Consider the following 26,425-nt stretch of genomic DNA (forward strand, 5'->3'; position numbering starts at 1 on the left):
CCTTATAATTGGGGATATACATACTTCATATAGGCTTCCCTGAATTTTTCGTTTTGCCCTTCATAGGTATTCTCCATCGCTGTCTTTAACGCATTATGAGAAAGTTCCAACCTATAGTCATCTTTATCAAACAGTGTAAGGATTCCTTCTTCCAGCTGCTTGATATTTCCGGCCTCAAAAAGTATTCCGTTATAATCATCTTTCACAATCTCCGGAATTCCGCCGACATGGGACCCGATAACCGGAATTCCACAGGACATAGCTTCCGCACAAACCATCCCAAGTCCCTCATTGTAAGAGGGAATAGCCAAACAATGTGCCCATTCTATCTCAGCAAAGAGTTCTTTTCCCCAAGCTTTTAATCCTCTTAAGCTAATGCTTTGCTCCATATGTTTGTCTTTAATCCATTTTTCAATTTTTTCTCTTTCTCTTCCTTCCCCAACAATCCGTAGCTTAATCTCCGCTCTGTTCAATTGCTTTATAGCCTCCAGCAAATCCAAAATCCCCTTTTCGGGGCTTAGTCTCCCCACAAAGATGATATTAAATTCTTTCCCTTCCCTAATCTTTGGAGAAGCTTTAACATCCTTTTTTGAAATCTGACAGTCATGAAAGACAACCGAAGGAATGCTTGCCACAGCATATTTTTTTTCCAGAATTTTAGAAACCCATGTTTGCAAGATACACTTCTTATAGTATGCATTGGAAAGATTCACTGCTACTTTTGCACCGATTTTTGCATACCAGTATTTAGCTTGGGAGATAAACTCATGGTCTCCTATGGTTCGAGATATAAAAAGGATTTCTTTTTTACTGTATAAGAGAAACATCATCCACTGTGTCACAGATCCCATTGCTGAATATACAAGACAAGGAGCATTGAAAAGCTGATCGAGACTTTTCTTCCTTTTCCACAGTGTAAGCAAATATCCTTTTAGTCCCGATTTTTGATTGTATATCCCCATAACACGAATGGGGACTTTTACCACAGAAAAATCATATTTACTATACTTTTCTACCTCTTCATCAGAAATGGTATAAATTCTGGACCACAAGACAATTTCATTAATCCCTTGAAAAACATTAAAAATACTTAGATTTGCCGGCCCCTGAACATAGTATTCGCCTCTGTTTTCAAAAATTTTTCCATCCCCTATTACAACAAGTCGTCTTTCCATAATGTTGCTCCCGGCTTCTTTATCTCAGTTTGTTTCTCCAATAGGAGAGCATATCTTGAATAGTCTGTTTCATGGGAATTCTCTGTTTCCATCCCGTATCTTTCTGTAATTTTGTTATATCGCCCACTATAATTTTTTCATCTGTTGGGCGCAGAAGTGCCTTATCTACCTCTATCTGGAAAGTCTTTCCCATGACCTCTTCAATATAGTCAATAATTTCTCGCATTTCGTAAATCGCTTCTGAAGAAATATTGTATACCTCTCCCGCTCTTCCTTTTTTTGCCAAAAGAAGGAGAGCGTGAATCAAGTCTCTCTGATCCATAATGGCTCTTTTAGTGGATAAATTTCCCACTCTAAGAGTATAGTCCCCGCTTTGTTCAGCCAGAACAGCTCGATAAGTAAAGTCTGCACATACATCCTTCACTTTTCTCGTACCGGTAGAATTAAAAATTCTTGCACGAATTACTCGAATTTGATCATTCTTGTAATACTGAAACGCCAGCAAATCCTGAGCCACCTTGCTGACACCATAGGGATGTAAGGGGAGGAGTTCTGTATTTTCCTTAACATACACTTCTCCCTGTCCTTCCAGGAGATTGAGGCTTTCTCCATATTCTGCACTCGAACAAGCTACCACAACCATAGGATTATAAGAAGCGTCTACATACTTTCGTGCCTTTTTTATTGCTTCAAACACGGCTACTGTACCATTTACATTTACATCGATAGTTTCACTTGGACTTACCCATGAAACAGTCGGGTAGCTTTGTGCCGCCAAATGATAAATCTCCTCCGGTAACTGATCCATAATGACTTGATCAATTCCGTCTCCATACCTTAAGTCACACTGTATAAAGTGAATGGGTAGCTTCACCTCTTCAATATTCACTTTGTTTTTATGCCAAATTCCGTAAACTTCGTCTCCTCTCTCATATAACTTCTCTACCATATGAGATCCGACCATACCACCCGCACCTGTAACTAAAACTTTCATATTTTTCTCCACTAATCTTTTTATATATTTATACTTTCTATTTCTTTCTACGTAATAAGACTTTCCTATATATCCTGTTTCTTCCATATTCTACACAAAAACAGAGAAGATATAAAACAATTGCATAACCTAAAACTTTCACAATGCCCAAGCTGGAAGTAGCATAATCCTGAGGAAAAAATCTTTTGAACAAGATGCCCTTAGCAAGAGGATGAGTATGGGCGATAAACACGCCAAAACTGGTCATTGCCATAAGCTTCGATATATCCCCTATAACCCCTTCTGTTCTGAATGCCTCCCTCTCTCTGCTGAAGAAGCAAAGCAGCGTTACTCCCTGTAGTAGAACAGGAATGGATACATAATATAAAAGATATAGCCTTCCGGTTACATCTACCCCCCATTTTTCTAACATAAATCGTATAAATTCATATCCGAGCCAGGAGAATATTGATACCGCACAGTAAATCCTTATCGGATATCTCTCTATTAGTTTAGGAAATCCATATTTCTTAAAATATGCTCCATAGTAATACAGAGATAACAGCCACACCATACTATAACCGCCTTTTACCCCAAAGAAACTTTCATTCCCAAGGAATCTTGCTATTATAGAGCAAATGCTAAAAAGTATCACAATGAGATAAAGCATCCGCTTTGCCATTTCTTTCCCTAAGGTATTTAGTAAGGCATTGATATATGGCATGAAGAAGAAAACAGCAACATAGTCCGTAAGGTACCACCATGTCTCGGATAAAAAAGGGGTAAAATACTTAATGTGTCCTCTGGAAAAAATGAAAACATTATTTTTGATGCAGTAAAGAGCTAAGATACCGAGAGAATAGCTTAGTACTGTTATATATAGATGTAAAATTCTGGAAAGATGATACTCTTCTTTCTTTTCCGAAGTGTAACCGATATACCCTGATATTAAACCAAATATATTCACCGCACAAAAAGCAAAGCAATTGACAAGATAGTATACATGAAAATTAATGTAAGAAGTTTTTAAATCCAAACATCCCGTAAAAGATAAGCAATGCAGTATTACAACCATAAAAGCAGCAAGGCCTCTAAGTAAATCTACTCCTATATTTCTGCTATTCATTCGCTTTTTCTCCCATCCTACTATCTATTTCATTTACAAGTCCAAAGAAAATCTTTATTTCACTTGAATAGACTGTGTAAACTTCGGCTTCCACAAAAATGCCAAGGAAAAATATACCGTTATCCCTGTAATTGTATAAAGAAGCAAATTAATCCACTGTCCTACATAACCGCTTATCGAAATACTGCAATATCGCTTTAAGAGAAATACCGCAATCCCCATAACAGAAGCCATCAATCCTATTTTCCCCAAAAAGAGAAATAAATCAGCAGAATCGATTGCGTTATTTTTTCTAAGTATGGAGAAAAATAAAATCGGGGTAACACAAAGGGTCGAAAGAGACGTTGATAAAGCAAGCCCGCTTGCCCCCATTTTCCGTACCAAAATCATATTTAAAATAATATTGATTACAGTAGATAAAACCCCCATAAGTAGCGGAAGCTTCATATTCTTCTTGGAATATAATGACCTGAAAAGCAACTCTCGAAGAGCCACAAAAAATATAGAAATGATATACATGGTGAAAATAGAACTTGTACGTTCTATATCTTCCGCTCCAAATTTTCCATGCCCAAAAACACAGCTTATGATATTTTTTGACAAAAGACAAGCACCGACGGTAATCGGGATGAAAAGAAACGAAACGAGCTTTATGCCGGTACTCAAATCATTTGCATATTGCTCTTCTTTTCGAGAAACTGCTGCAGCAGCAAGACGAGGATACAAAATCGTTACAATCGCAATGCTAAATACGTTGACAAAAAAAGAATTCAAAATAGAAGCATAGTTTATGGAAGAAACGGTACCGCTCTGCAAAGTAGATGCAAAATAGCGGTCGACCAAACTATTGATTTCAATCACTAGGCTGCTTAAAAAATAAGGCACGATGAGAAGAAGCATAGTTTTTATATCTTCGCTATAGCTAAAGTACGGTTTCAAAGCAAAACCGTTCTTTCTGCTTCCTACGTAGACTATTACTGCCTGAATTACATATGGCACAAACATGGCATAAGGCAAAACTCGGTAATTATACAATCCGCTAAAAAAAATCAGACCTAATTGTGTGAAAGATAGAAAAAAGTCTGAAGCAGATGAAATAATGAATTGTTTATTGCATTCCAGATACGCCTTTAATGGAAAAATAAGCGGTTCAACAAGTAAAATCAAAACCGCAATCCTTAAAAATTCAACTGAAATTTTAGTTGTATTCTCTGCAAAACCCGGTGCTATCAGAGAAACAAAAAAACGAGGAGAAAGATAAGTCAATATAATGCAAAATAAGCTCAATAAAAAAAGTCCGGTAATAACACTTCCCGTGAATCGATTAGCCTGCTTTTTTCCTTTGTGATGTACTACCTCCAAGTAAACCGGGGTATAGCATAAGTAAACCGTTCCAATCCATCCGAAGAGGACTCCAACGATATTTCCCGCCATAATATAGGCATCTGCAATATCACTTGCGCCATAAAAATGGGATAAAGCAACTTCTCTAAAAAATCCAAGGCACTTTCCTGCCATAGCGATAAAACTAATCCAAAATGCACTTTTTTTGATATTCATATTTTAGTGTACCTTCGTTTCTTAAGCTTTGTATTGTATTTGGCTTAAGTAAATATCCCTCATCTCTGTAGAAGAAACTTTTTCCCGCAGTTCTTTTGCTGTCCACTCTTTCAAATAGCGCTCTACAATATCTTTAGCAACATACTTAGGATTTCTTAAATCTCCCTTTTTATATTTTTCTGTAAAGAAAGCTGCAACTGAACTATTTTTATCGGTCTTTTCACGAATACAAGTCTGCATGCCGGTATCCATAACTCCCGGAGAATATAAAACGGTGGGTATATTTTCTTCTATACTAAGCTGTTCCAAATACCGATTGAAAAACGACTTTCCACAGGAATACAATCCCCAACCTTCAAAGACTTGATTAACAGCGCCGGAGTCTAAACTCACAATTCTGATTTTACAATCAGAACTTACTAAATGCAGCACTTCCTGTACCAAGTCTATCTGCCCAAGGACATTCGTTTTAAAATAATTCTCAACTACCTCCTTGCTTATTAGTTTCAGGCTCTGAATTGGTTCTATAGAGAATGCCGTTAACACTAGTATTATTTCTTGAAATCTCTCCAGTCTGACTTCAGTTAAATCCGGCTTTCCCTCTTCCAAAGAAAACGGAATACAGTACTTTTCACCCCTATATTCTTCTAAAAAGGATGATTTTTCAATCGCACGAAAGAGAAAAACATAGGCATCAAAAACTGCATCCTCTAAAATTTGTGTAGCAATCTCTCTACCTAAACCACCGCTTGCTCCGCTTAAAATACAAGCCCTAGTTTCCGCCATATAAAACATTCCCTTCTGCATCGAAAATTATTTCATTTAATGTTTTAATACCAACGAGTTTTTTCTCTTCCATTCTGTAATCATCAGGTTTTTCTCCCAAGACGTCCTGTATCCACCAATAAGCATCTTGGAATCCCATTAAGCTTCGAAAACCAATAGAACTTGAAATCCTCGGATTAATTTCAAAGATATAGTACAATCCATTATCTTTTCTCAGCTGCACATCCAAGCATCCCTGTAGTCCAATCTCTCGGGCAATTTGCTCCCCTATTTTCTCCAATAAAAGATCATGTACTGGCTCTACTCGGATACTCATCCCTTCCAATCCGAGCCTTCTCTTCATCGGAAAGCAACGAATTTCTCCATTTTTCGAAGCAAAAATGGGCATTGTAATCTCCTCTTCATCTGTTCCTATCATTGCTTGCCAAATATAACTCTCATCTAATTTTCCCTGCAAACTCTCCAATTCTTTTTTGGAATATGCAAAAAACATATCATGAGAACCATTTCCTCTATCCTTTTTAATTATTACAGGAAAGGAGCTGGGATAAGTCTCAGGAAATCTCCCTGTGGGAATATCATAAATTCCATGCTCATGTAAAAAAAGTTGTGTCTTAAGTTTACTTAGGCAAATATCTAAAACTTTGTCATCCAAAAGTAGTAATTTGCAATGACGAAAATCCTGCCTATAGCACATAAATATCTGTATTTCATTTTCTGTTACGGGAATAAATACATCCGCATTTACTTTTACACAAAGCTCAAGAACAAAGTTCACATATTTATCCTTCTCTTTGTATGGTGGTGAAATAAAGAATTCATCTATATACATTTTCCCATATGAAAAGGGATTTAAGTCAAATCCGGCTATCCAGATATCCTTATTATGCACTTTTAGAGAACGGGCAATAGCAGCGGATACGTTTGCTCCTATACTGGATATTACAATTTTTTTCATAGGTATTCTCCTAATCTCCTTAAAAGATATGCTTTGTTATTTTCAGAAAAGTCCTCATAATTTTCCACTTCCTTATGTAAAGCATGAACATCAAAATCAAGATTATTATAAGTCCATTTCATTGAATCAGTATCCAAAAGGATAAAAGAAAAGCCCTTTCCATCTCTTGGCAATCCCGAAGAACCGGGATTAATAATCAGGCTATTTCCCTGTTTTCTAAAAAGTCTATAATGGGTATTCGCCAAAAAAACAGCATCATAAGGTTTCAAAATAAACAAACCCTCTTTTGAATCCGGATAATACCTCCCATTATAAATGTCATCAGGCGTTCCGTGGCAGAAATATAGATCTCTTCCTTCAAGATTCATTTCCAAAAAAGGTATAGATGATGATAAAAATTCTATTTCTTCTTTACTAAAGTCCAGCAAATAGGAACTGCCATATTTCTTTGCAAGTACTTCTCTTTTTTTTCTATCTTCATGACTCTCTAAAAACATTTGGTCATGGTTTCCACGAATATAGGTCAGGTTCGGTATTTTGTGCATTGACTTAATAACTTCTTGAGGATTGTAAAAGTACCCTATAATATCTCCTAAAAAAATCACTTTGTCAGGCTGAAGACTCTCAGCTTGACAAAGTAATGCATCCATCGCATATCTATTCCCGTGTATATCACCAAAGATTAATACCTTCATAAAACCATCCTACGATAATATATATTTTTTTGCATCGGCCTGATTACAATTAAAAAGTAAATCCAAAGTGGAAAGATAAGGAATAAACTCTTCCGTGTGAAGCTGCGGATAAACAGGATGTGTAAAGTTCTGAAAACAAACTTCAATCTTTTCTCTTTCAAAGTCCTCCATCTTCATATAATGCATTCCCCCTGCCCCAGAAAGGTAGGTATCCGCCCCCAGTGTTTTGCAAATCGATAAAACCAAGTCACTCTTATTCCCCTCCGTTTCCAGCTCGGAAGCTTTCAAAAATCGAGGGTGAATATCCAAGAAGTCCGCAAAATAGTAGATTATTTCTATATTCAAGTCTCGAAGACTCATAATATTCTTTTCCAGTAGCTTTTCAAAGAAAGGAAAGTGAAGAGAAAAATAGGGATGATTTCGATAGCTTAAATAGAGGGTATTTAAATATTTCCTTCTCCACTTTGGATTACGCTCTTCCGCAATCTGCATATCGAGAATAGTCGAATCCAGCCTACCCTTTCCCTGTACGGGGACGGAAATCCACTGTTCTCCGTTAGTCCCTAAAATCTTATTTCGATTCTGATAATTTCCCTTTACATACTGTACATCGTCCAGGATGACATAGGTATCCACCTGTGCCATCTTATTGAAAAAACCCAGCCAAGGGAGATGCTCCGGTTGATGTATTGCCAGCTTCATCGGCTCCTCCTATAATACTAATTCTTCTCGCAACACTTCAAAGGCCTCTCCATAAGTCGCTCCCATTTCATAGCCACGAAAAGCCGCCCTAGCCTTCACTCCCTCAATCCATCCCTCTCCAAATTTTTTATATTCGGTCTCATGCATCTTTAAAGCTTCAATCTTCCGTTCTATAACAGAACTGATGTCCACATAAAGCTGAGGTCTGAAGGCAACATAGGATCTTCCTGAGGGAGCTATAGGCTCATATAAATAGATTGTATTATAACGTCTTGCCGCAGTAATAGTAGACTTGGAAGTTCCTACATGAGCCTGGTGTGTATCAAAGGGCCAGTGCGTAAAGATCATATCCGGTTTGAAGGCATTGATTCTTTTTTCCAGCTCCTCTACTACAGTAGAATGGTAGGGCACATCTTTGTTCTCAAAGTTCAGAATCTCAAAGTCATCCACCCCCAAAACTTCTGCCGCAGCCTTTCCCTCCAAAACTGCCTTCTCATCCGTTCTCATGACCTTCCCGTCATAATTTTTATAGCCGGACTTACTCATGACAATCATTTTCACCTCATGTCCCTTTTGCAAGGCAAGTGCCAAAGTTCCTCCACAGGCCAATTCTATATCATCTAAATGCGCACCAATTGCTAAGATTTTCATTTTCCATCCTTTCTTAGCGCTTCAAAAACTTAATTCCTTACGAAATTTGATCATATAAAGCTCTTGTCCCTTAAACAGAAGAGAACATTTAATTTTCAAAAACTCTCCTTGAAACTTCTGAAGACAAAAACGCCTCCAAATCCGCCGGAATCCCCAGGCCATGCATTTTTTCTCCCACGTCATGATATACAATCTTAAACCCGTCGGAAATCATTTCATTGTAAGCCGGAGCCACATAAAACTCATTATTTACCCTCGCATTTTTAGCAATCATCTGCTTGGCATAGAAAACAAAGTCTTTTCCCCTTTTATAATTGTAAATCCCGACCGTCGCCTCATTGGAGATAACTTCCTTTTCTCTGACCTCTGTTACAAAGCCGTTCCGATCGTACTTGATAAAGCTCCACTTCGGATCATCAGCAGGCATAGTCATAATCAGTCCGTCATAGCCCTTCATCGCATCTAAATAGCTGTTGATATCCGTATCAACATACTGGTCACTGTTGGCAATCATGAGTTCGTCCTCATTGTCAATGAATTTCTCTGCCAGTAATACGGTACACGCCGCTCCTTCGGTAATATGGTCGATGGAGATTACTTCACAGCTCGGAGACAGCTCTTCCAACTTCTCCTTTAAACCGTATTTTTGCAGGTGCTCTTCCTGGCAGATAAAGATAAAACGGTGTTCTCTGTTCGGTTTCAGATTTTCAATGACATATTCAATCATATAGCGTCCGTGAACATCGATTAAAGGCTTTGGCATGGTATAGCCTGCCTCGGCAAATCTGCTTCCACGTCCGGCCATCGGGATAACTATATTTAACATTTCTATTCCTCCACTAAGTATTTATCATTATTCTGTCCGGGCATCTTTACCACAACATTTACGCTATCCTCCAAGGCTTCAAAGCTTGTCACGTCACCGGGCTCCACCACAATGATGTCTCCGGCGGAAAAGATTTGATCGAACATTCTCACCTTCCCCTGAATAATAGCCGTGTACTCCGTAGCCACCTTATGGTAATGCTTCCCCTCTTTATCCCCTTTTTTATAGCTTTTTACCGCCACTTCGCAATCATTAGTCTTAAATAAGGAGGGTTCAAAGTTTCCTATGAACCAGCCTCCGGTCATGGAAGATAAATTTCCTACTTTCAATGTTTTCCCTCCTCATATTCCTTGATTTTTGCCGGCGAGTAGAAAGACTTGTACTTTTCAGCCGGGATATCATAATAAAGAACTTTTTTCCCAAGTAGAATCAGCTCATTGATGGATGCGGATATATAAAACTTCCCTTCAAGGCTGTTTTTCTTCAGTAAGGCTCTCTTTGCCGCCTCGATAAAATCCTTTCCCTTTTTAAAATAATAAAAGCCGGCTATGGCATCCTTGGATAAAGGACGCTTCTCCGCAACTTCTATAACCTCATCTCCCTGTTTAGCCACGTAGCTCCATCTTGGGTGAATATTGGGGAAGGTAATCAAGCCCGCATCCGCGTCTTTCTCTTGAAAATAAGCCACAATTTTCTGATAATCCACTTCAATAATCTGATCACTGTTAGCGATAATTAGTGGTTCATCCTTATCAATACACTCTACTGCCATAAGACAGGTGCATAAGGCACCGGCAGTATCATTTTCCAGCTGTATGACCTTTGTTTTGTCCGAAAGCATCTCTGCAGACTGATCCAAATGGAACTGCATGCACTCCTGTTTAGAAAAAACAAAGATATATTTTTTCGGATCCAATTCTTTGAAATTATCCACAACAAGTTCCAGCATTGTTTTTCCGCAAATCTCGTACATCATCTTGGGAAAGTAGCTGTCTTTAAAAAAACTGCTTCCTCCCATGGATGGCAACAAAATATTTATCATCTCTCGCACTCCTTTATCTTGTTGTAAATGTTCGTAAAATTCACATCCAAAACCGTAGCTACCTCTAAAACATTTCCACCGCTGGCCTTGGCTGCCTGAATACCGTTTGGGTTATCTTCTACTATTACACACTCCTTTGGATCCAGTCCGAATTTTTCCATCGCCGTTAAATACATCTCCGGATCCGGTTTAGCTCTTTTTACATCCTCGTTGGAAACGATTAAATCCAGGTATGGCATCAATCCGGCCTTTTGCATCATGAGTTCAATGGTCTTTCTTACAGAGTTGGAGCAAACCGCTATCTTATAACCGTCCTTATGAAGCTTGGATAAAGCATACTCATGATGAAAAAGCGGATGACACTTTTCATGAATAATGTCAATGGTAAACTCCTGCTTCATTTCATTGATAAAGGAATGTAATTCCTGTGGAAGATAATAACGTTTGCTCAGCATTTCCAGCTTCACCTTCGTCGGTAATCCGTCGAAAGTACTTAAGTGGTCGTATCGACTGATTTCCATTCCAAACAGGCCCAATGCTTTGTTTAAGGCTTCATAGTGCCAGTCTTTCGCGTCAATCAAAACTCCATCCATATCAAACAAGACCGCTTTAATTGTTTTCCCCATAGAAATACTCTAATGCCTCCTCCGGATAATCTGTGCAAAGTATGATATCGTTTCTGTCCAAAATATTCATTTTCTTGTAGCGTTCCCAGGTTTTCTTATACTCTCGGGAATGAAGCTCCGGAGAAACGATACACACCTTCTTATGATGTGCAAGATGATCTTGTATTCTTTCCTCTGTAATCCAATCATCGGAATGAAATCCATCCATCCATACCCCCTGTGCTTCTTCATAGAAAGATAAATTTTTCTCATATTCACTTTCTCTTGCAAAGAAGCGGATTCCCTCTTGCGTATAAAGTAGGGTATCCGGAACGGACATGTCAAAACAGAAATAATGTTTGATCCGATATTTTTCCACAAAATCCTTGATTAAGCTCTGCAGTCCATCTGCTTTGATATTGATTGCCAATGTCAGCTCCGTATCCTGATAGAGACTAAAAAATTCCTCCGCATTCAAGCTCTCTTCACCCGGCATATCATGGGAAATCTTTAATTTTCTTCCATAATCTCTAAAGTCCGTTTCCGTACCGAAATTGCAAGCCTTGGCTCTCCGAAAGCTCTCTAAAGAATTTTTTTCCTCTTTTTCTTTCCAATACCCTCTATGCGCTATGATCTCCATGCTGCTACCTCCTTTTTCTTAGCTTCCTAAAAGCGGATGTACATAAACGATGTATTTTAGGACAGCGAGAAGATAATGAATGGCGTAAATGATAGAAAACCCAATACAGAACATCTTCTAAGGGATTATACACTATTTTTATCCTTCCACCACCATAAGAATTATATAATCTTTTCCATTCCATATTTGTATAGAGCCCTTGACTCAAGATTGGTCTGGATGCGTAGGAAGCAAAAGGCGATTTTAAGATATTGACCTGCATCGTGTCGGCAGAGAGAAAAACAAAGTTCTCCGCAATCGTTTTTTCAAAATCCAGCCATTCTTCCGAACTGAATCTTTCCCTGTTGTAAAAGTGCTGAAGGTGCCCCTTCTTTCTAAGATACGCCACCCAGATGTACTGCTCCGCCCCCATGTTATCCTCTACTCTTGGAATTTTCTCTCCGTCTCGGATACGCAAGCTACTATAATCCTCCAGGGGAATAGAGAAAAGATCCAAGAGGTCTGTTTGCAAACCGGCGTAAATCCAATCACAGATATTGTAGGGATAGGCCAACTTGGTTCTACGATAGTTGTAACAGGGTAAAACCAAGACCCTCTCTTGAAAGAAGCAATAATTCTCCGTAGCATGGTCTTCATAACGATTAAAATACTTAAGAATATCCTCCCCATAAAAAACCATATCGGAGCGAAGCTTCACGGCATATTTCCTTTGGCAAAGCGCAAGGCCTTTCCGACTCGTGATAATCTCATGATTTACGGTATGAAAATAACTCTTTCCATCCGGACGAATAATGGAGTAGGTTTCAATCGGAGAGGAAAAGCAGACCAGATCATGAGGAATATCTTGAATATCCTGCCCTTCCCAAGTGGACAAGATGATTTCTGCGTGGGGAAAATAACGCCTGATGCTTTCGCAGGCCTTTCGAGTGAAATTTTCTCCCGAATCCTTATCTATAGCAATATTTCCCTGTACCACAAAGCTTAAATCCCTGTCAGAAATCTTATTTTCCATTCCCTATCCTCTTCAGCACTTCATAAAGCTTTCTAAACTTCGTCTTTTTCAAACTGCGTAAAAGCACGCTTAGTTTGAAAAGCAAATTTTCAAAAAGATCGGATTTCTCCTTTTCATTTCCGTAACAATGACGGTTATAAAAACAAAGCCAGTCATTTTCCGTATAAAGACCGGCATTGGAAAAAGCCGTATAGGCCCCATATCCTGTATTTTTCACCTTCATCGAATAGACATTGGCGTGTTTCGCCGTTACAAAAATACAGCAATTCGCATAGCTTCTTTCGGAATCTTCCAGATTTTCTTCCGTTAAGGCATAGCCGTTTTCTATCTCCACTTCCCGAAATTTTTTCAAGAAGGAAATCCACAGATACTGTTCATTCCCAAAATTGTCCACCATAGGATAAGTGCCGTCTTCCTGCCTGTTTCTAAGGTCTTTTTCTTCGATAAGCGGGATATCCCAAAGATTAAGTACATCCTCCTTAAGACCAAAGAAAAACCAATCACAAAGATAATACGGAAAAGGGAGTAATCTCTTAGGATTCGCGGAACAGAGCGTCACAATTCTATGTCGTAAGGCTCGACTATAGGGCTCTCGGATTTCCGCGTTATATTTACAGTAATAGGACAAAAATCCCAGACCTTCCAGCTTCAAGTCACTTCTTAGCTTACAGACATACTTTCTTGTAGCAAGCTGAATCCCGTTTTTCGTGGAAACAATCTGACGATTAATGTTCATGGGATAGCGGTCTGAACCGTTATCCATTTTTTCAGGAAGTCGAAAAATAAAATTTCCCGGATCGGCACTTTCTATCAACTTGTCATAGTCCAAGCCTTCCGTGTTCGCTCCTTCCCAGGTAGAGAGGATAATTTCACTTCCCGGAGCGAATTTTCTGATGCTCTTGCACACTGCCTCGGTATACTCCGGAAAAATAGGTCCCTGGATAACGAAACTGATTTCTTCTGTCCGGATATCATCTTTCAGATTATTTCTTTGCTCCATGTGATCCTCTTTTTATCTTCTTGATGCGTCCAAATATCGTTCCGCTTAATCCTTGTAAAAAGTGAAAAGCAAGAAATTGCTTCACTTGTTTCCCCGGCTCCTGAAAACTGATCCAATCGGAAAAGCTGATGACATAGTGCTTGATGCAAACCGTATAAAAGTCATTCAGTCCGGGATATTTCGTACAGAAAATTCCGGACTTTCTGTTGGGTATAATCAAAAAATCATCTCGAAGTGTGCTTTTGTAGATTGTATCTCGATACGATGCCGCATCGGAAAAAAAGACAGGAAGCTCGAGATTTTCTTTTTTTCTGATAAACTGTCCCAGCAAATATTCTTCTCCCAGAATATCTCTTTCTTTTAACATACCGTTCTCATATAAGGGAATATCCCAAAGCTTAAGCATCTTTTCTTTTGGTGCAAAAAACCAAAAATCACAAAGACTGAGTTGATTCAGAAATTCCCCCCATGGATTTCTGGGTTCAAAGCAGGCTATATTCTGCTCCCTCCCATACTTCTCATAGAAACGTAAAAAAGATAGATCCCGTAATAAGGAATCGGAACGAAGCTTCATCACATATTCTCTTCCCGCCTCTCTTATCCCCTGCAGGGTCGAAATGAGCTGGCGATTAAAATTATTTCTTACAGCACTCTTCTCTCTTCCCTCATACTGAGAATCCAAGGCTCCGGGGTCTTTGTTTTCCAGGACTTTATCATAAGGAATCCCTTGGTAATTGCTGTTTTCCCATGTGGAAAGGATGATTTCCGCACCGGGAAGCAATGCGCGAATGCTCTCGCACACTTCCTTGGTCCCTCTCCCCTCATCCGGGACTATCGCCCCCTGTACTACTACCGTAATCTTTTCGCTACTAATCAATGTTCACTCCTATATTTCTAAAGTGAGAAATAAGTCTATCCAATGGTTACCACCCTACCAATAAACTTTAAATCTCTTTCTCTCGCCCCCTATAATATAAAATTCCAAATAATATCCAGAATACGGAATACCAAGTCACACCAAAAAATAATCCGTTCCATAAAAGTAAGACAAAAGCCTGCTGCAAGATAAAGCTATTATTTTCTTTTCTTTTCGATAATTTTATAGCAAAAAAGAATAATGCGCAAATAACACTTATTCCAAGAAATAAACCGCATTGTGCAAAAAGTTCCAAGTACATACTATGAGGCGTAACATAAGGATATGGATATTCCAAATAAGTAAGAATTGCCTTGCTCCCCCCTATACCCACTCCTATTAAAGGGGATTTCATTATTTGAATTAAAGCTCCTTGCCAAGCAATCATTCTATCCGATCCATTAGCATTTAAAGCATTTCCCGGCGCTATAATCATATTTAAAATTCGATTTTGATTGAAAATTGGAATACTTCGAATTTCCTCCTTGAATAATAGAAAAAGTAAGATTGTCATAGCTCCCATCGCTGTCACAAAAAAAAGCGCATACAGTGCATTCTTTTTTGCAAAAAAACTCGATTTTCGAGAAAAGTAATTCCAAATATAGACAAGAAAATAAAGCATTAAGAAAGCAAATGGTCCCTTGCTTCTTCCTGCAAAAAAACTAAACACTATTGAAAGTAAAGCTGGCATCCTATAATATATGGGCTCTTCATCCGAGTTTACCCAATACACAATACTCACAAGACCCATAAGTCCAAAATCATTGGGATTCTGCAAGAAACCGCCAAATCTAATATTCCCTAAAAGATAAAGATATTTTCGTATTGGCATCAGCCCAAAAGCTTCTGTAAAAAAAGAAAGACTTGCTACAAGCGCTGTAGACCTTGCAATCCACTTTAATAAATAATCTCCCAGTCTATTTTTTTCAGTTAAATAGGCACAGTAAAAAAATAAAAATAGGCTCAAATAACACGCAAATTCATATGCAACTCTCTTTAGTCTCAAAGGACTACCTATATAAAACGGAGTCCAACAAATAGCTAGAATCGTTAAATAAACCAGAATCACAAGAAATAATACTACGATTTTAGGTATAGCAAACCTTCCCATATTCATATTAAACAAAATAATCAGAATTAACGCTATTGGTATTCCGATAGCCCAGATCCTGTCAATTCGAACTGCTCCGGCTTCAAACTGTAAAGAAAACGCTAATAAAATAAGAAGAATTTCAAAAATCCTTCTATGCTTAGACATCATTTTTATCTCCACTTCTACCCGCTGTATCCATGAAATCAACAATACTCCTTGCTGAATTTCTCCAGCTTATTTCCTCCATATATTCCTGTATTGCATCTTTCGTAGAATGAATCCAGTCCGGATTTTGACAAACTCTTTCCATTGCTGTTGCCAAAGATTCTACATCTCCGGCTTCTACCAAAAGCCCTGTTTTCTCGTTAACTTGTTCCTTAAGTCCTCCTGTATTTGAGACAATGGCAGGAATTCCAAACTGATACCCAATCAAAACAGGGCCGGACTGTGTTGCGTCCAAATAGGGTAAAACCAATACAAGATTATTCCCCAGAAAATAATCTCCTACCTCTTCATCTGCTATCCACTGATTTACAATTGTGCAATCTGATAAATCCCTGCTTAATTCCAAATAGGGAGAAAAGTCACCATTCCCCACTATAGATAAACTACACTTTGCAAAATTCTGTTTTACTTTTTGATATGCCTTCAGTAAAACTTCTATTCCCTTATATTTCTCAATTCTTCCAAAAAACAAAAAATTAACGTAATCAGAAGGAGTGGCGAGTTTAGAAACTCCCGTTCCCCTTACATTCTGCGGTCCGAGCGGAACATAACAAACCGGTTTGTTTCCATGGTACTGTTCTTCTACGATCATTTTTGAGTTTTCACTATGTACGACAATACAATCCGCTTTATCGTATATATCTTGTAGCTCAGCGATCTTAGCCAAGATTTTGGTTCTGTCACCGGAATGAGGAATGGGGTCATGATTCACAACAGCTATTTTCTCCTTGGGAAATAAACGGTTAATTCTACTTGTCAGTATCGATACCATTGGACAATAAATGAAACGAATTCCATATTCTTGAAGTGATTTTTTGATTTTCTTTCCGACTGTAAGGCGAAAGAAAAAGAGTTGCAGGAATAAGGTGAATATATTGGCTGAAGAATCAATCCAAATCAGTTTTTCAAAAGAAAAGTCTTCCCAATCCGCTTTATTACTGATGTCTTTAGATAAAATAGCTATAACTTTATAACCGTTTAGAGAAAAAGCCTTTGCCATCTCGAGTGCATCAATCGGCCCCCCGCCTTTTCTCCCCGTATAATTTACCAGTATCACTTCTTCCATCGACAGCTTAACCTCCCTAAATCTACCTAGACAGCATCATTCCCCAATGTAGTATTATCTGATTTTCTTGAAGTAAAATCTATTACTGAGATGTTAACTACAATAATTTTTGCAATGTTTTTTGAATCACCGCTTTTCTATCAAAATACTTTACCATTCTCTCACGTCCGGCTTTTCCCATCAGTTCTCTTTCTCTCTCACTTAATTGCATCATCTTTTTCATGCATACATACAAAGAATCAGCATTTCCGGCTTCACTTAAATAGCCGCTTATTCCATCCGTAACCGCTTCCTTGCATCCCGGTATAGCAGAGGTAATGATTGGTCTTCCACTTGCTGCACACTCCAGATTCGTATTCGACATCCCTTCATGCCAAGAAGGAAGGATTGCACACTGGCAATTCTCAATAAATGGCTTTACATTGGATTGGAATCCATGGTAGTGAATCCAGCCTTCCTTCTCATACTGTCGAATTTCATCTTGGTAATCTTCTTCCAATCCCCCTACAATATCTAAAACACAATCATAGTTTTCATCCCTTAGTCTTTTCATTGCAAAAAGCAATTCATCTATGCCTTTCTCCTTCATTACTCTTCCCATAAATAAAAAGGAAAATCCTATAGCGTTTTCAGGATAAGGAAGTACAGAAAAGGTATCCAAGTTAACACCGGCGCCGTGAAGGACACATGCTTGCGTCTTTCTTATTATTCTTTCTTTCAGAAAAATATTTCTGTTGGCCTTATTTTCAAAAAAAACCACGTCCGCTTTTCTTAGCGCAAGTTTATATAAAAAAGACACAAACTTCCGTAATAATTTCCCTTTTTCAAAAGCGGTTCCCAAACCTGTTACATTAACGGCATAGGGTAAATTCCCCCAAGCTGCAACAATTCCACTATATATATTGGGTTTAATTGTATAAGTGATGATTTTGTTTGGTTTTATTTTTTTGATAAGGGCTGCATACTTTAAAATAAGTTTCAAGTCGGAAAAAGGGTTGATTCCTCTTCGATCAACCGGAACATGATGAATTTTACATCCCAAACTTTTCAAAGCAGAAATATACTCGCCTTCAGGAAGTGCAATATGCACTTCCCGATGCTTTATCAACTCAATAATCAACTCTTTCCTAAACAGATACAGTCCAACATCGGAATTGGCTAAAATCAGTATTTTATCCATTGCTTGACTCTTTCTCTTGCTCCGGTTTTGTTCCGCGAAACTCCGTCATGGTTACACCGGATGCATCTGCAATTCCATCTCTTTTTAAAACACGGAAAATGGTTTCTCCTATTATTTTCAAATCTCCGCAAAATGTGATATTGTCCACATATTCCGTATCATATTGAAATTTTTCTTCCCAACTCAGTGAATTTCTTCCCCTTATTTGCGCAAGTCCGGTTAGGCCCGGTCTTACTTCATGCCTTCTGGCTTGCTCCGCATTATATAGAGGCAAGTATTTAACCAGAAGGGGCCTTGGACCAATTAACGACATTTCTCCTTTAATAATATTAAAAAGTTCCGGTAATTCATCAAGTGAAGTGGATCGAAGCATTTTCCCAAAAGGAGTTAGTCTCCTTTCATCCGGCAATAAATTTCCATTCTCATCTCTTTGTTCTGTCATTGTCCTAAACTTGTATAGTTTGAAAATTTTCCCATTTTTTCCGGGTCTATCTTGTTCAAAAAAAACCGGTGTTCCCAAAAAGAGACGAACCAAAACGCAAAGTAGAAAAATAAGGGGCGAAAAAACAAGAGAAGCAGCCACCGCTAAAAAACAATCCAGCGGTCTTTTCACAAAGTTTTCGTACATCCTCTTGTTTTTCTTTTTTCTCTCTTCCAACATATCAAGAACAAAGGCTATTCCGGCAGCACATATTGAGATAAATAGGATTCCCTTTATGATTTTCACTATAAACTTCATTGCAGAACCACTCCTATCATAAAAATCTAATTTTTATCATTTGATATTCAAGTTCGTCCTTAAATAGCCAACTAAGCAAAGGCTCTTTTAATCACTTCCATGATTTTTTCCTGCTCTTCTTCCGTCATCTTATTGTCGGAGGGCAGGCAGAGTCCTCTTTGGAAGATATCCGCCCCGATATCCATAATCTCTCCTTCATCAATATATGCATTTGTCCGACCTCGTCCATTACCCTCCCGTGTCACAAAGGAATTCATCCTATAAATCGGCTGCATATGCATAGGTTTCCAGATGGGACGGCTTTCCGCATTGACTCGCGTGAGCATCTCCATGATTTCTTGCGGATTGCTTTTTCCCTTCTGAGACTGATATAAATATTCTCTTTCTCCGCGCACAATAGGAGACATTGCTTCTTCCTGAATCAAAATGCAACTTAGCCAGAAATTCGGTTCAGTGTTATTTTTATCATAGGGGTTCATACTAAGTGGTAAATCTCTAAGTCCTTCTCTATATCTATGATAAATCTCTTTCTTTCTTTCGATGTGCTCATTAAGATAGGGTAACTGTCCTCGTACTACTCCGGCAATAACATTGGACATTCTATAATTGTATCCAATCTCCTCATGCTCATACCAAGGTGCATCTTCTCTGGACTGGGTACTCCATTTTCTTACCTTGTCCGCATCCTCCCTTGAGTTTGTCAAAAACATTCCGCCTGAAGAACCGGTGATGATTTTATTGCCGTTAAAACTAATGGCGTTATAATCCCCAAAGTTCCCTGTTTCCATCCCTTTATATTTTGCGCCAAAAGATTCAGCCGCATCTTCAATGATAAGAGCATCATGTTTCTTGGCAATTTCCTTGATTTCCGAAAGTTTACCGGGCGTTCCGTAGAGATGCGCCAAGACAATCAACTTTACATCAGGATAAAGAACAAAAGCCTTCTCCAGAGCCAAGGGATCCATATTCCAAGTATCCCCTTCCGTATCAATAAATACAGCTTCCCCATCCTCATAGGCGACGGGATTAACCGAAGCATCAAAAGTCAAATCCGAGCAGAATGCCTTTTTCCCCCTAAGAGTTCCTTCATGCGGTTTCGCCTGCCCATAGAGCTTTTCCCCTGCAAGCTTTGTCGCAAGGTGTAAGGCCGCTGTACCTGCAGAAAGCGCAACAGCATATTGGCAACCTATTTTTTCCGCAACAAGTCTTTCCAACTCGTTGATATTCTGCCCTACTGTAGACATCCAATTGCTCTCAAAGGCCTCCTGCATAAACTGCAGTTCCTCCCCATGCATGGTAGGGGAACTGAGCCAAACTCTTTTTTCAAAAGGCTTTATACCATCCAATGACTTCATTCCTTGAAACTCCTTTATCTTTTATGTTCCATTCCCTAAAGTAATCTTAATTATACAGTCCCTGATTACTTTATTTTCTTTGCAGGGCACCCCACATAGGTTCCACTCTCTAAAAGGTCTTTTACTACAACAGAACCTGCCCCTACAATACAGTTTTCACTGATCCGTTTGCCTTGTATTATCTGCATTCCCGTTCCAAGTTCAGTGCACTGCCCTATTCGACAATTTCCTGAAACATTGACACTTGGATAAATTGTCACAAAATCCTCTATCTCAGTATCATGACCGATTGTACAATCCAGATTCACTATAGCATGATTACCGATTTTTATATTTACAGTCACAATACTTCCTGCACAAATAATCGTTCCCATTCCTATAGTAACTTTTTCCGAGATAATAACAGACGGATCGATTAGGCTCGCAAAGATAACTTGACTATTTTTAAATTTATCTATTACTTTTTTTCTTACCTTTGCTGTTCCGATGGCACAGACTGCATAAACTTCACCAAGACTTGTAAGATAATCACAGTCTCCCAGAACTTTATACTCATTTTCGCGTTTTCCTAAAAGCAGGGCATTATCATCTATAAAGCCTTTCAGATTCCAGCTTGGGCTAATTGCATTAATTCTTTCCACAAGCCATGCAACTTCTCTTCCAAATCCACCTGCCCCTATAATATATAAATCTTTCATCATACTTCAACATATCCTCATGAATACTGATAGAATCCCTCTCCGGTCTTTCTTCCCAACTTTCTTTCTCTAACCATTCTTTTTAGTAAAGCCTCGGGACGATACTTAATGTCTCCGGTCTCTTTTAACATTTCATTTAAAATGGCGAGAACGATATCTAAACCAATTAAATCCCCTAAAGCCAAAGGCCCCATTGGATGATTTGCCCCTAAACGCATAGCCGTATCAATGCTTTCTGCCGTCGCTACACCCTCAGCATATATACCGATAGCCTCATTTATCATAGGAATCAAAATTCGATTTACAATAAATCCCGGTGCTTCCTTTACTTCCACGGGAGTTTTATCAATTTTACGAGCAATATCCATAAGAAAATCCAATATTTCCTTAGGAGTATTTTCACAACTGATAATCTCAACCAAGTTCATGACCGGTGCAGGATTAAAAAAGTGCATTCCGGCAAGAGGTCTCTTAAGCCCTTCCCCTATCATTCTAATTGGCAAGGAGGATGTATTGGTAACAAAGAAACACTCAGGTTTGCAAATCTCATCCAAGCGTTTAAACACAGTCTTTTTAATCTCCAGATCTTCAGAAACTGCTTCTTCTACTAAATCAACATCTCTCAAGTCTTCCATATTACCGGTAATAATTTTATTGAGAATAAAATCCATTGACTCTTTGCTGATTTTTTCTTTTTCTACCAGTCTCGATAAATTCTTTTCCAGCTGGTCCTTCCCATTTCTCTTAGATTCTTTTTTTCCCTTACAAAGAATGACCTTTTCCACTTCATCACACTGTGCAAATACTTGAGCTATCCCCGGACCAAGGGAACCGGTTCCTACAATGCCAACTTTCATTCTTACCTCCTAACAATAGTGGAACATCCCATTCCGCCTCCAATACATAAAGTTGCTAAACCGGTTGACTTATTTTCTTTCACTAATTCATAAAGAAGACTAACTAGAATTCTACATCCTGTAGCACCGACAGGATGTCCCAAAGCAATAGCTCCTCCATTAATATTCAACTTATCATTGGAAATTCCTAATTCCCTTTGTACTGCAATAGATTGTGCCGCAAATGCTTCGTTTGCTTCAATCAAATCGATATCTTCCAACTTCATATTTAATTTTTTTAAAAGTTTCTTGGTAGATTCCACCGGTCCAATTCCCATAATAGCAGGGTCAACGCCACCAAGAGAACCACCGAGCCATTCCGCCATAGGGTTTAAGCCAAGTTCTTGGAGCTTTTCTCCGCTCACAAGAATGACCGCTGAAGCTCCATCACTAATTCCTGAAGAATTCCCCGCAGTCACCTTGCCTCCATCCTTAAATACCGCTCTCAGTTTTCCAAGTGATTCTACCGTAACATCAGGGCGCGGACTTTCATCAGTATCTATCAGTACTGTGTCTTTTTTTACTTTTACTGCTATGGGTACAATCTCATCCTTGAATTTTCCATTTTCTATGGCAGCTACCGCTTTTTGTTGGCTCCTTACTGAAAATGCATCCAGTTCCTCTCTCGAAAGATTCCATTTTTCACATATATTTTCAGCAGTAATCCCCATGTGATACTGATTCGTTGCATCCCATAGAGCATCATTTATCATAGTATCCACCAATTCGCCATTACCCATTCGATAGCCGAATCTGGCTTGTTTTAATAAATAAGGAGCATTGGACATGCTTTCCGCCCCTCCTGCTAAAACGATGTCTGCATCACCGGTCTGAATCATACGTGCTGCCTGATTTACGCTCTCCAGTCCCGATCCACAAACAATATTGATTGTTTCTGCAGTGGTTTCTATCGGAAGCCCCGCTTTCAGCATAGCCTGTCGTGCCATATTCTGCCCCAGCCCAGCCTGAATCACACAGCCCATTATCACATGTTCTATATCTTCTTCTTTCAGTCCAGCCCTTTTAATGGACTCCTTAATAACGGTAGATGCTAAAGACACTGCCGAAAGAGAACATAAGCCACCTCCCATTTTTCCTATGGCCGTTCTGCAAGCTCCCAGTAAATATACTCTTCTCATATTTGTTATCCTTTCTGATAAAAGAAACGTGATAAAGCGTATTCGCTGCTATTCTCTCGAATTTTCCCCTTACATATAATAAACTTTACTGTAATCCCTTCACCACGGCTTCCGCGATGCTCTCTCTGTCCATTTTTTGCTCTTTCAGAAGTTCCGTAACGTCATATTCGTCGTAGAATTCCTTATTAAGGCCCAAGCAAAGCACCTTCATCTCATCCATGCCGTAGTAACGGGCAATTTTTTCACCCAAACCGCCGTCTAAGATCCCGTCCTCCAGCACTACAACAAGCTTATGCTCTTTCTTTAAAGTCTGAAGGCACTCTTCATCGAGATGAGAAAGAATAGTCGGCTCGATCAGTGTTGCCGTGATTCCGTATTTTTCCTGCAAAAGTTCTACTGCAGCCTTCCCCTCTCCGTAGATTGAACCGGGAGCGAAGATTGCCACATCTTTCCCTGCCTTTACCGTCCGGAAAGCAGGCTTTCCAAAGTCTTTTTCTACCGGAAGTTCATCTTCCACCACGTCGGACGGAGCCAAAATCAGCATCGGCCTTTCCCTCTGCTCCATACTGTAGTCCAACATGGCAAAATACTCCTCTTTAAAAGCCGGTGCCAGAACAAAGAGATTCGGAATAGAGTTCGCCATCGAAGAAAGATAAAGGCCGAGGTGTGTCTTGTCACTCATCCCGAAGAGGGAGGCGCTGTTCACCACGATTGTAATCGGGAGAGAATTGATTCCCGCGTCATGGGAAATCTGGTCATATGCTCTCTGTAAGAAGGTGGCAGAGGTGAAGAACAGCGCCTTTGCTCCGCGCTTCGCCGCGCCACAGGCCAGTGTCACACCGCTCTGCTCGGCAATCCCGGTATCAATAAAACGCTCTCCCGCTTCTCTTCGCTTTTCCGCGGTGAAGCCCATGCCTCCCGGTACGCCGGCGGTAATAACGAGAATAGACGGATCCTTCTTCATTTTCCGAAGCAGAAAATCCGCAGTCCTGTCACTCAAGTCCTCGCCAAATTCCCATTCCTCTCTGGTCTTTCCCGTCTCTCTGTAGAACGGCATGTGCCAGTGCCACTCCTCCTTATGCTCTTCCGCATAGGGAAGTCCCATCCCTTTTCTGGTGAAAATATGCACCAACACAGGTCGCTTAAAACTCTTCGCCTTTTCGAAAATCCGCACGAGGCTTTCTACATCATTGCCGTTTCCCTCATAGAGATATTCCAAACCCATACCGCGAAAAATATTGTCCTTTGCTTCGCCTTTTGTCTCCCGAAGTTCTGCGAGCTTCTTATACATTCCGCCGTGATTTTCCGCAATGGACTGGTCGTTATCATTTAAAACAAGGATGAGAGGGCTGTCCATTTCTCCAGCAACATTCAAGCCTTCGAGTGCCATACCGCCGGAAAGAGACCCGTCTCCGATGATGCCTACAACATGCTCTTTTCCGCCCAAGATATCTCTTGCTTTCGCCATGCCGATGGCAAGGTCAACGGAAGTCGAAGTATGCCCGATGGAGTAAAGGTCATAGGGACTTTCCTTCGGATCGGTATAGGGACCTACATCATCATAATGCTCGGGATCCATATAGGCCTCTCTTCTGCCGGTGAGCATCTTATGCGGATAGGTCTGGTGTGAAACATCGAAAATCAAATGATCATTCGGGGCATCAAATACCGTGTGTAAGGCAATGGTCGCCTCCACAAAACCGAGATCCGGTCCTACGTGCCCCATGTGTAAACTGGCACGCTGAATGAGATTTTCCCGCATTTCCCGTGCCAGTGTATCTCTTTCTTCCTTCGTTAAGCCCTTTAAATCCTCCGGCCCGTTGATTCTTTCCAGTACCATAACGACTCCTTTCCACTCTTTAAGCTTTGGGTGCCTTATCTTATCTGCCCTATCGCACTATCATACCATCTTTCCCCTAAAAAAACTCCTTTTCCTTCCTTCTCCTCTTAATTTCTTTTCGAAGGTAAGAAAAAGCCTCTTCCTGCCCCTTATCCTTCAGAAGACGAAGCAGAAATTCCAGTTCCTCCCGCGTCTTCTCATGAATGAGCGGCGTTCCTATCATTTTCTCATAATAGAGATAGGGTCTGTCGTCCGTATATTCCTCACCCAAATAATTTTTGGATGCCGCAATCCGGTCACAGAACATCTCCGCCACATAGCGGTAAGGCATTCTGCAACCAATCATCCTATGGACATTTTCAAGGTCATAGTCGCACCAATACTCGAAGTGGTGCTTGTTTCTTCCCTTGTGGTGTAACCACGCCTCGGACGTTCCCGTCTCGATTCTTTCCACACCGTTCGGACTCTTATAGCCTCTATAGTAGAGTATTCCGGTACGAAACTCCGTGAAGCTGTATTTGGACAGGTCGTGCAGAAGTCCCTGCTTATACAAGCCTATCGAAAAGCAATAACGCATGACAAGAAGCTTATGCTTCGTAATGGTTTTGAAATGCCCTATGGCATTTTTTAAGTAATTTTGTTTCATACTCTTTCCCTGTTTCTACTCTTCTCTTCCCAATATTCTCCCAAGGTAAAGCTCGGATAACCGTAAACAAAGCCGTAGGTAATGAAGGAAAGGAGCAGTGCTCCGCCGACATCCAGTACGGAATGCTGTTTTAAAACCAGTGTAGCAATACAGATGAAAATGCAGAGGAAGCCGGAAAACCGGCGAACCGCCCTGCCATATTTGGCTCTTCGTAAATCTTTACTTTTCATTAACGCAATATGCATACAAAGAGAATTGTAGGCATGTATACTGGGAAACACATTGGTCGGCGTATCTACCCGATAAAGGCTTTTCACCATGAGGAGGAAAATGTTCTTGTCGCTCAGGTAAGCCGGTCTTAAATCGGTTCCGTTCGGATAAATTTCACAGATGATGAGGCTTGCAATCATGCCAATAAAAAGAAAGAGACTGACCTTATAAAAGTCCTCTTTATTGACAAACATAAAATAAACAAGCCCCGCAAAAATGTAGATAAACCAAAGGAAATACGGAACGATAAAGATTTCGCAGAAAGGAATCCGATCATCCAGATAGGTATGCATGATATGGTAACCCGTGCTGACCGTAACTCGGCTCTCAAGCGAGGCAAACCAAATGGGATAAATGATTCCGATCCAGAGCACATTTGCGTAGCGGTAACGGTAAAAAAGGGACAGCAAGCGATGCAGCTTCGGATGCTTTTCTACAATCCCGGGCCACTTACTGTTCCGATATTTCCGATATAGATTTTCCCAGAATCTTTCCATGCTCTCACTTCCCAAGAAACGCCTATTGTTATCCTCTCTTCCACAATTTAAAGCAGAGAGGAACTATGTGCTTTATGACAGTTTTCGTTTTGAACAAGATATCACACGCTTTGC

Annotated in this window: 28 protein-coding genes; all 28 read right to left on the reverse strand. The window is 39.7% G+C overall.

The window, feature by feature from the left end; all coding sequences use genetic code 11:
- Positions 1-2: 2 nt before the first annotated feature.
- Positions 3-1,175: a glycosyltransferase family 4 protein gene (locus HMPREF9624_RS05180; RefSeq protein WP_009536834.1), complete on the reverse strand. Its 1,173-nt coding sequence runs from the start codon at positions 1,173-1,175 to the stop codon at positions 3-5.
- Positions 1,176-1,194: 19 nt separating this feature from the next.
- On the reverse strand, positions 1,195-2,169 hold the full coding sequence (locus HMPREF9624_RS05185) for a GDP-mannose 4,6-dehydratase (RefSeq protein WP_009536835.1): 975 nt from the start codon (positions 2,167-2,169) through the stop codon (positions 1,195-1,197).
- Positions 2,170-2,206: 37 nt separating this feature from the next.
- Positions 2,207-3,274 (reverse strand): acyltransferase family protein, encoded by a 1,068-nt coding sequence (locus tag HMPREF9624_RS05190; protein WP_009536836.1) that lies wholly within the window; start codon positions 3,272-3,274, stop codon positions 2,207-2,209.
- A gap of 54 nt (positions 3,275-3,328) precedes the next feature.
- A complete protein-coding gene (gene murJ / locus HMPREF9624_RS05195) occupies positions 3,329-4,834 on the reverse strand; it encodes a murein biosynthesis integral membrane protein MurJ (protein ID WP_009536837.1) in 1,506 nt (501 codons plus the stop codon).
- 21 nt (positions 4,835-4,855) lie between these two features.
- A complete protein-coding gene (locus HMPREF9624_RS05200; RefSeq protein ID WP_195891133.1) occupies positions 4,856-5,629 on the reverse strand; it encodes an SDR family NAD(P)-dependent oxidoreductase in 774 nt (257 codons plus the stop codon).
- The gene (locus HMPREF9624_RS05205) at positions 5,607-6,578 is read right to left on the reverse strand and encodes an ATP-grasp domain-containing protein (RefSeq protein ID WP_009536839.1); all 972 of its coding nucleotides are present in this window, start codon (positions 6,576-6,578) and stop codon (positions 5,607-5,609) included. The genes HMPREF9624_RS05200 and HMPREF9624_RS05205 overlap by 23 nt, the downstream gene beginning before the upstream one ends.
- Positions 6,575-7,273, reverse strand: coding sequence for a metallophosphoesterase family protein (locus tag HMPREF9624_RS05210; RefSeq protein WP_009536840.1), 699 nt, complete (start codon positions 7,271-7,273; stop codon positions 6,575-6,577). Before HMPREF9624_RS05210 ends, HMPREF9624_RS05205 begins: the two co-directional genes overlap by 4 nt.
- A gap of 9 nt (positions 7,274-7,282) precedes the next feature.
- Positions 7,283-7,975 carry a WbqC family protein gene (locus tag HMPREF9624_RS05215; protein ID WP_009536841.1) on the reverse strand — a complete coding sequence of 231 codons (693 nt, stop codon included), beginning with the start codon at positions 7,973-7,975 and terminating at the stop codon, positions 7,283-7,285.
- A 9-nt stretch (positions 7,976-7,984) separates the two neighbouring features.
- Entirely contained in the window at positions 7,985-8,626 is a 642-nt protein-coding gene (locus tag HMPREF9624_RS05220; RefSeq protein WP_009536842.1) for a PIG-L deacetylase family protein, read from the reverse strand.
- A gap of 88 nt (positions 8,627-8,714) precedes the next feature.
- Positions 8,715-9,452: a glycosyltransferase family 2 protein gene (locus HMPREF9624_RS05225; protein WP_009536843.1), complete on the reverse strand. Its 738-nt coding sequence runs from the start codon at positions 9,450-9,452 to the stop codon at positions 8,715-8,717.
- 2 nt (positions 9,453-9,454) lie between these two features.
- On the reverse strand, positions 9,455-9,781 hold the full coding sequence (locus HMPREF9624_RS05230; protein ID WP_009536844.1) for a hypothetical protein: 327 nt from the start codon (positions 9,779-9,781) through the stop codon (positions 9,455-9,457).
- Complete coding sequence (locus tag HMPREF9624_RS05235) at positions 9,778-10,494, reverse strand: glycosyltransferase family 2 protein (protein WP_009536845.1); 717 nt, start codon at positions 10,492-10,494, stop codon at positions 9,778-9,780. Before HMPREF9624_RS05235 ends, HMPREF9624_RS05230 begins: the two co-directional genes overlap by 4 nt.
- Complete coding sequence (locus tag HMPREF9624_RS05240) at positions 10,491-11,120, reverse strand: HAD family hydrolase (RefSeq protein WP_009536846.1); 630 nt, start codon at positions 11,118-11,120, stop codon at positions 10,491-10,493. The genes HMPREF9624_RS05235 and HMPREF9624_RS05240 overlap by 4 nt, the downstream gene beginning before the upstream one ends.
- On the reverse strand, positions 11,104-11,739 hold the full coding sequence (locus tag HMPREF9624_RS05245) for a PI-PLC domain-containing protein (protein ID WP_009536847.1): 636 nt from the start codon (positions 11,737-11,739) through the stop codon (positions 11,104-11,106). The genes HMPREF9624_RS05240 and HMPREF9624_RS05245 overlap by 17 nt, the downstream gene beginning before the upstream one ends.
- A 4-nt stretch (positions 11,740-11,743) precedes the next feature.
- Complete coding sequence (locus HMPREF9624_RS05250; protein WP_009536848.1) at positions 11,744-12,751, reverse strand: WavE lipopolysaccharide synthesis family protein; 1,008 nt, start codon at positions 12,749-12,751, stop codon at positions 11,744-11,746.
- On the reverse strand, positions 12,741-13,751 hold the full coding sequence (locus HMPREF9624_RS05255) for a WavE lipopolysaccharide synthesis family protein (protein WP_009536849.1): 1,011 nt from the start codon (positions 13,749-13,751) through the stop codon (positions 12,741-12,743). Before HMPREF9624_RS05255 ends, HMPREF9624_RS05250 begins: the two co-directional genes overlap by 11 nt.
- Positions 13,735-14,628: a WavE lipopolysaccharide synthesis family protein gene (locus HMPREF9624_RS05260; protein ID WP_009536850.1), complete on the reverse strand. Its 894-nt coding sequence runs from the start codon at positions 14,626-14,628 to the stop codon at positions 13,735-13,737. Before HMPREF9624_RS05260 ends, HMPREF9624_RS05255 begins: the two co-directional genes overlap by 17 nt.
- Positions 14,629-14,695: 67 nt before the next feature.
- On the reverse strand, positions 14,696-15,928 hold the full coding sequence (locus HMPREF9624_RS05265) for an O-antigen ligase family protein (protein WP_009536851.1): 1,233 nt from the start codon (positions 15,926-15,928) through the stop codon (positions 14,696-14,698).
- Complete coding sequence (locus tag HMPREF9624_RS05270) at positions 15,918-17,051, reverse strand: glycosyltransferase family 4 protein (RefSeq protein WP_009536852.1); 1,134 nt, start codon at positions 17,049-17,051, stop codon at positions 15,918-15,920. Before HMPREF9624_RS05270 ends, HMPREF9624_RS05265 begins: the two co-directional genes overlap by 11 nt.
- A 97-nt stretch (positions 17,052-17,148) precedes the next feature.
- Positions 17,149-18,231, reverse strand: a complete 1,083-nt coding sequence (locus HMPREF9624_RS05275; RefSeq protein ID WP_009536853.1) for a glycosyltransferase family 4 protein — start codon at positions 18,229-18,231, stop codon at positions 17,149-17,151.
- Positions 18,224-18,970 (reverse strand): sugar transferase, encoded by a 747-nt coding sequence (locus HMPREF9624_RS05280; RefSeq protein WP_009536854.1) that lies wholly within the window; start codon positions 18,968-18,970, stop codon positions 18,224-18,226. Before HMPREF9624_RS05280 ends, HMPREF9624_RS05275 begins: the two co-directional genes overlap by 8 nt.
- 71 nt (positions 18,971-19,041) lie before the next feature.
- The gene (locus HMPREF9624_RS05285) at positions 19,042-20,325 is read right to left on the reverse strand and encodes a DegT/DnrJ/EryC1/StrS family aminotransferase (protein ID WP_009536855.1); all 1,284 of its coding nucleotides are present in this window, start codon (positions 20,323-20,325) and stop codon (positions 19,042-19,044) included.
- 65 nt (positions 20,326-20,390) lie between these two features.
- Positions 20,391-21,026 (reverse strand): acetyltransferase, encoded by a 636-nt coding sequence (locus HMPREF9624_RS05290; protein WP_009536856.1) that lies wholly within the window; start codon positions 21,024-21,026, stop codon positions 20,391-20,393.
- A 14-nt stretch (positions 21,027-21,040) separates the two neighbouring features.
- On the reverse strand, positions 21,041-21,880 hold the full coding sequence (locus tag HMPREF9624_RS05295; RefSeq protein WP_009536857.1) for a 3-hydroxyacyl-CoA dehydrogenase family protein: 840 nt from the start codon (positions 21,878-21,880) through the stop codon (positions 21,041-21,043).
- A gap of 2 nt (positions 21,881-21,882) precedes the next feature.
- The gene (locus HMPREF9624_RS05300) at positions 21,883-23,058 is read right to left on the reverse strand and encodes an acetyl-CoA C-acetyltransferase (protein ID WP_009536858.1); all 1,176 of its coding nucleotides are present in this window, start codon (positions 23,056-23,058) and stop codon (positions 21,883-21,885) included.
- 85 nt (positions 23,059-23,143) lie between these two features.
- Positions 23,144-24,898 (reverse strand): 1-deoxy-D-xylulose-5-phosphate synthase, encoded by a 1,755-nt coding sequence (locus HMPREF9624_RS05305; RefSeq protein ID WP_009536859.1) that lies wholly within the window; start codon positions 24,896-24,898, stop codon positions 23,144-23,146.
- Positions 24,899-24,974: 76 nt separating this feature from the next.
- Complete coding sequence (locus tag HMPREF9624_RS05310) at positions 24,975-25,544, reverse strand: DUF5662 family protein (protein WP_009429613.1); 570 nt, start codon at positions 25,542-25,544, stop codon at positions 24,975-24,977.
- Positions 25,541-26,311 carry a phosphatase PAP2 family protein gene (locus tag HMPREF9624_RS05315; protein ID WP_009536860.1) on the reverse strand — a complete coding sequence of 257 codons (771 nt, stop codon included), beginning with the start codon at positions 26,309-26,311 and terminating at the stop codon, positions 25,541-25,543. The genes HMPREF9624_RS05310 and HMPREF9624_RS05315 overlap by 4 nt, the downstream gene beginning before the upstream one ends.
- Between the last annotated feature and the right edge of the window lie 114 nt (positions 26,312-26,425).

The sequence above is a fragment of the Oribacterium asaccharolyticum ACB7 genome, from assembly GCF_000238075.1.
GTDB lineage: Bacteria > Bacillota > Clostridia > Lachnospirales > Lachnospiraceae > Oribacterium > Oribacterium asaccharolyticum.

Coding starts and splice junctions, on each gene's coding strand:
- HMPREF9624_RS05180 (WP_009536834.1), bottom strand. CDS start 1,175: ATGGAAAGACGACTTGTTGTAATAGGGGATGGAAAAATTTTTGAAAAC.
- HMPREF9624_RS05185 (WP_009536835.1), bottom strand. CDS start 2,169: ATGAAAGTTTTAGTTACAGGTGCGGGTGGTATGGTCGGATCTCATATG.
- HMPREF9624_RS05190 (WP_009536836.1), bottom strand. CDS start 3,274: ATGAATAGCAGAAATATAGGAGTAGATTTACTTAGAGGCCTTGCTGCT.
- murJ (WP_009536837.1), bottom strand. CDS start 4,834: ATGAATATCAAAAAAAGTGCATTTTGGATTAGTTTTATCGCTATGGCA.
- HMPREF9624_RS05200 (WP_195891133.1), bottom strand. CDS start 5,629: ATGTTTTATATGGCGGAAACTAGGGCTTGTATTTTAAGCGGAGCAAGC.
- HMPREF9624_RS05205 (WP_009536839.1), bottom strand. CDS start 6,578: ATGAAAAAAATTGTAATATCCAGTATAGGAGCAAACGTATCCGCTGCT.
- HMPREF9624_RS05210 (WP_009536840.1), bottom strand. CDS start 7,273: ATGAAGGTATTAATCTTTGGTGATATACACGGGAATAGATATGCGATG.
- HMPREF9624_RS05215 (WP_009536841.1), bottom strand. CDS start 7,975: ATGAAGCTGGCAATACATCAACCGGAGCATCTCCCTTGGCTGGGTTTT.
- HMPREF9624_RS05220 (WP_009536842.1), bottom strand. CDS start 8,626: ATGAAAATCTTAGCAATTGGTGCGCATTTAGATGATATAGAATTGGCC.
- HMPREF9624_RS05225 (WP_009536843.1), bottom strand. CDS start 9,452: ATGTTAAATATAGTTATCCCGATGGCCGGACGTGGAAGCAGATTTGCC.
- HMPREF9624_RS05235 (WP_009536845.1), bottom strand. CDS start 10,494: ATGATAAATATTTTGTTGCCATCCATGGGAGGAAGCAGTTTTTTTAAA.
- HMPREF9624_RS05240 (WP_009536846.1), bottom strand. CDS start 11,120: ATGGGGAAAACAATTAAAGCGGTCTTGTTTGATATGGATGGAGTTTTG.
- HMPREF9624_RS05245 (WP_009536847.1), bottom strand. CDS start 11,739: ATGGAGATCATAGCGCATAGAGGGTATTGGAAAGAAAAAGAGGAAAAA.
- HMPREF9624_RS05250 (WP_009536848.1), bottom strand. CDS start 12,751: ATGGAAAATAAGATTTCTGACAGGGATTTAAGCTTTGTGGTACAGGGA.
- HMPREF9624_RS05255 (WP_009536849.1), bottom strand. CDS start 13,751: ATGGAGCAAAGAAATAATCTGAAAGATGATATCCGGACAGAAGAAATC.
- HMPREF9624_RS05265 (WP_009536851.1), bottom strand. CDS start 15,928: ATGATGTCTAAGCATAGAAGGATTTTTGAAATTCTTCTTATTTTATTA.
- HMPREF9624_RS05270 (WP_009536852.1), bottom strand. CDS start 17,051: ATGGAAGAAGTGATACTGGTAAATTATACGGGGAGAAAAGGCGGGGGG.
- HMPREF9624_RS05275 (WP_009536853.1), bottom strand. CDS start 18,231: ATGGATAAAATACTGATTTTAGCCAATTCCGATGTTGGACTGTATCTG.
- HMPREF9624_RS05280 (WP_009536854.1), bottom strand. CDS start 18,970: ATGAAGTTTATAGTGAAAATCATAAAGGGAATCCTATTTATCTCAATA.
- HMPREF9624_RS05285 (WP_009536855.1), bottom strand. CDS start 20,325: ATGAAGTCATTGGATGGTATAAAGCCTTTTGAAAAAAGAGTTTGGCTC.
- HMPREF9624_RS05290 (WP_009536856.1), bottom strand. CDS start 21,026: ATGATGAAAGATTTATATATTATAGGGGCAGGTGGATTTGGAAGAGAA.
- HMPREF9624_RS05295 (WP_009536857.1), bottom strand. CDS start 21,880: ATGAAAGTTGGCATTGTAGGAACCGGTTCCCTTGGTCCGGGGATAGCT.
- HMPREF9624_RS05300 (WP_009536858.1), bottom strand. CDS start 23,058: ATGAGAAGAGTATATTTACTGGGAGCTTGCAGAACGGCCATAGGAAAA.
- HMPREF9624_RS05305 (WP_009536859.1), bottom strand. CDS start 24,898: ATGGTACTGGAAAGAATCAACGGGCCGGAGGATTTAAAGGGCTTAACG.
- HMPREF9624_RS05310 (WP_009429613.1), bottom strand. CDS start 25,544: ATGAAACAAAATTACTTAAAAAATGCCATAGGGCATTTCAAAACCATT.
- HMPREF9624_RS05315 (WP_009536860.1), bottom strand. CDS start 26,311: ATGGAAAGATTCTGGGAAAATCTATATCGGAAATATCGGAACAGTAAG.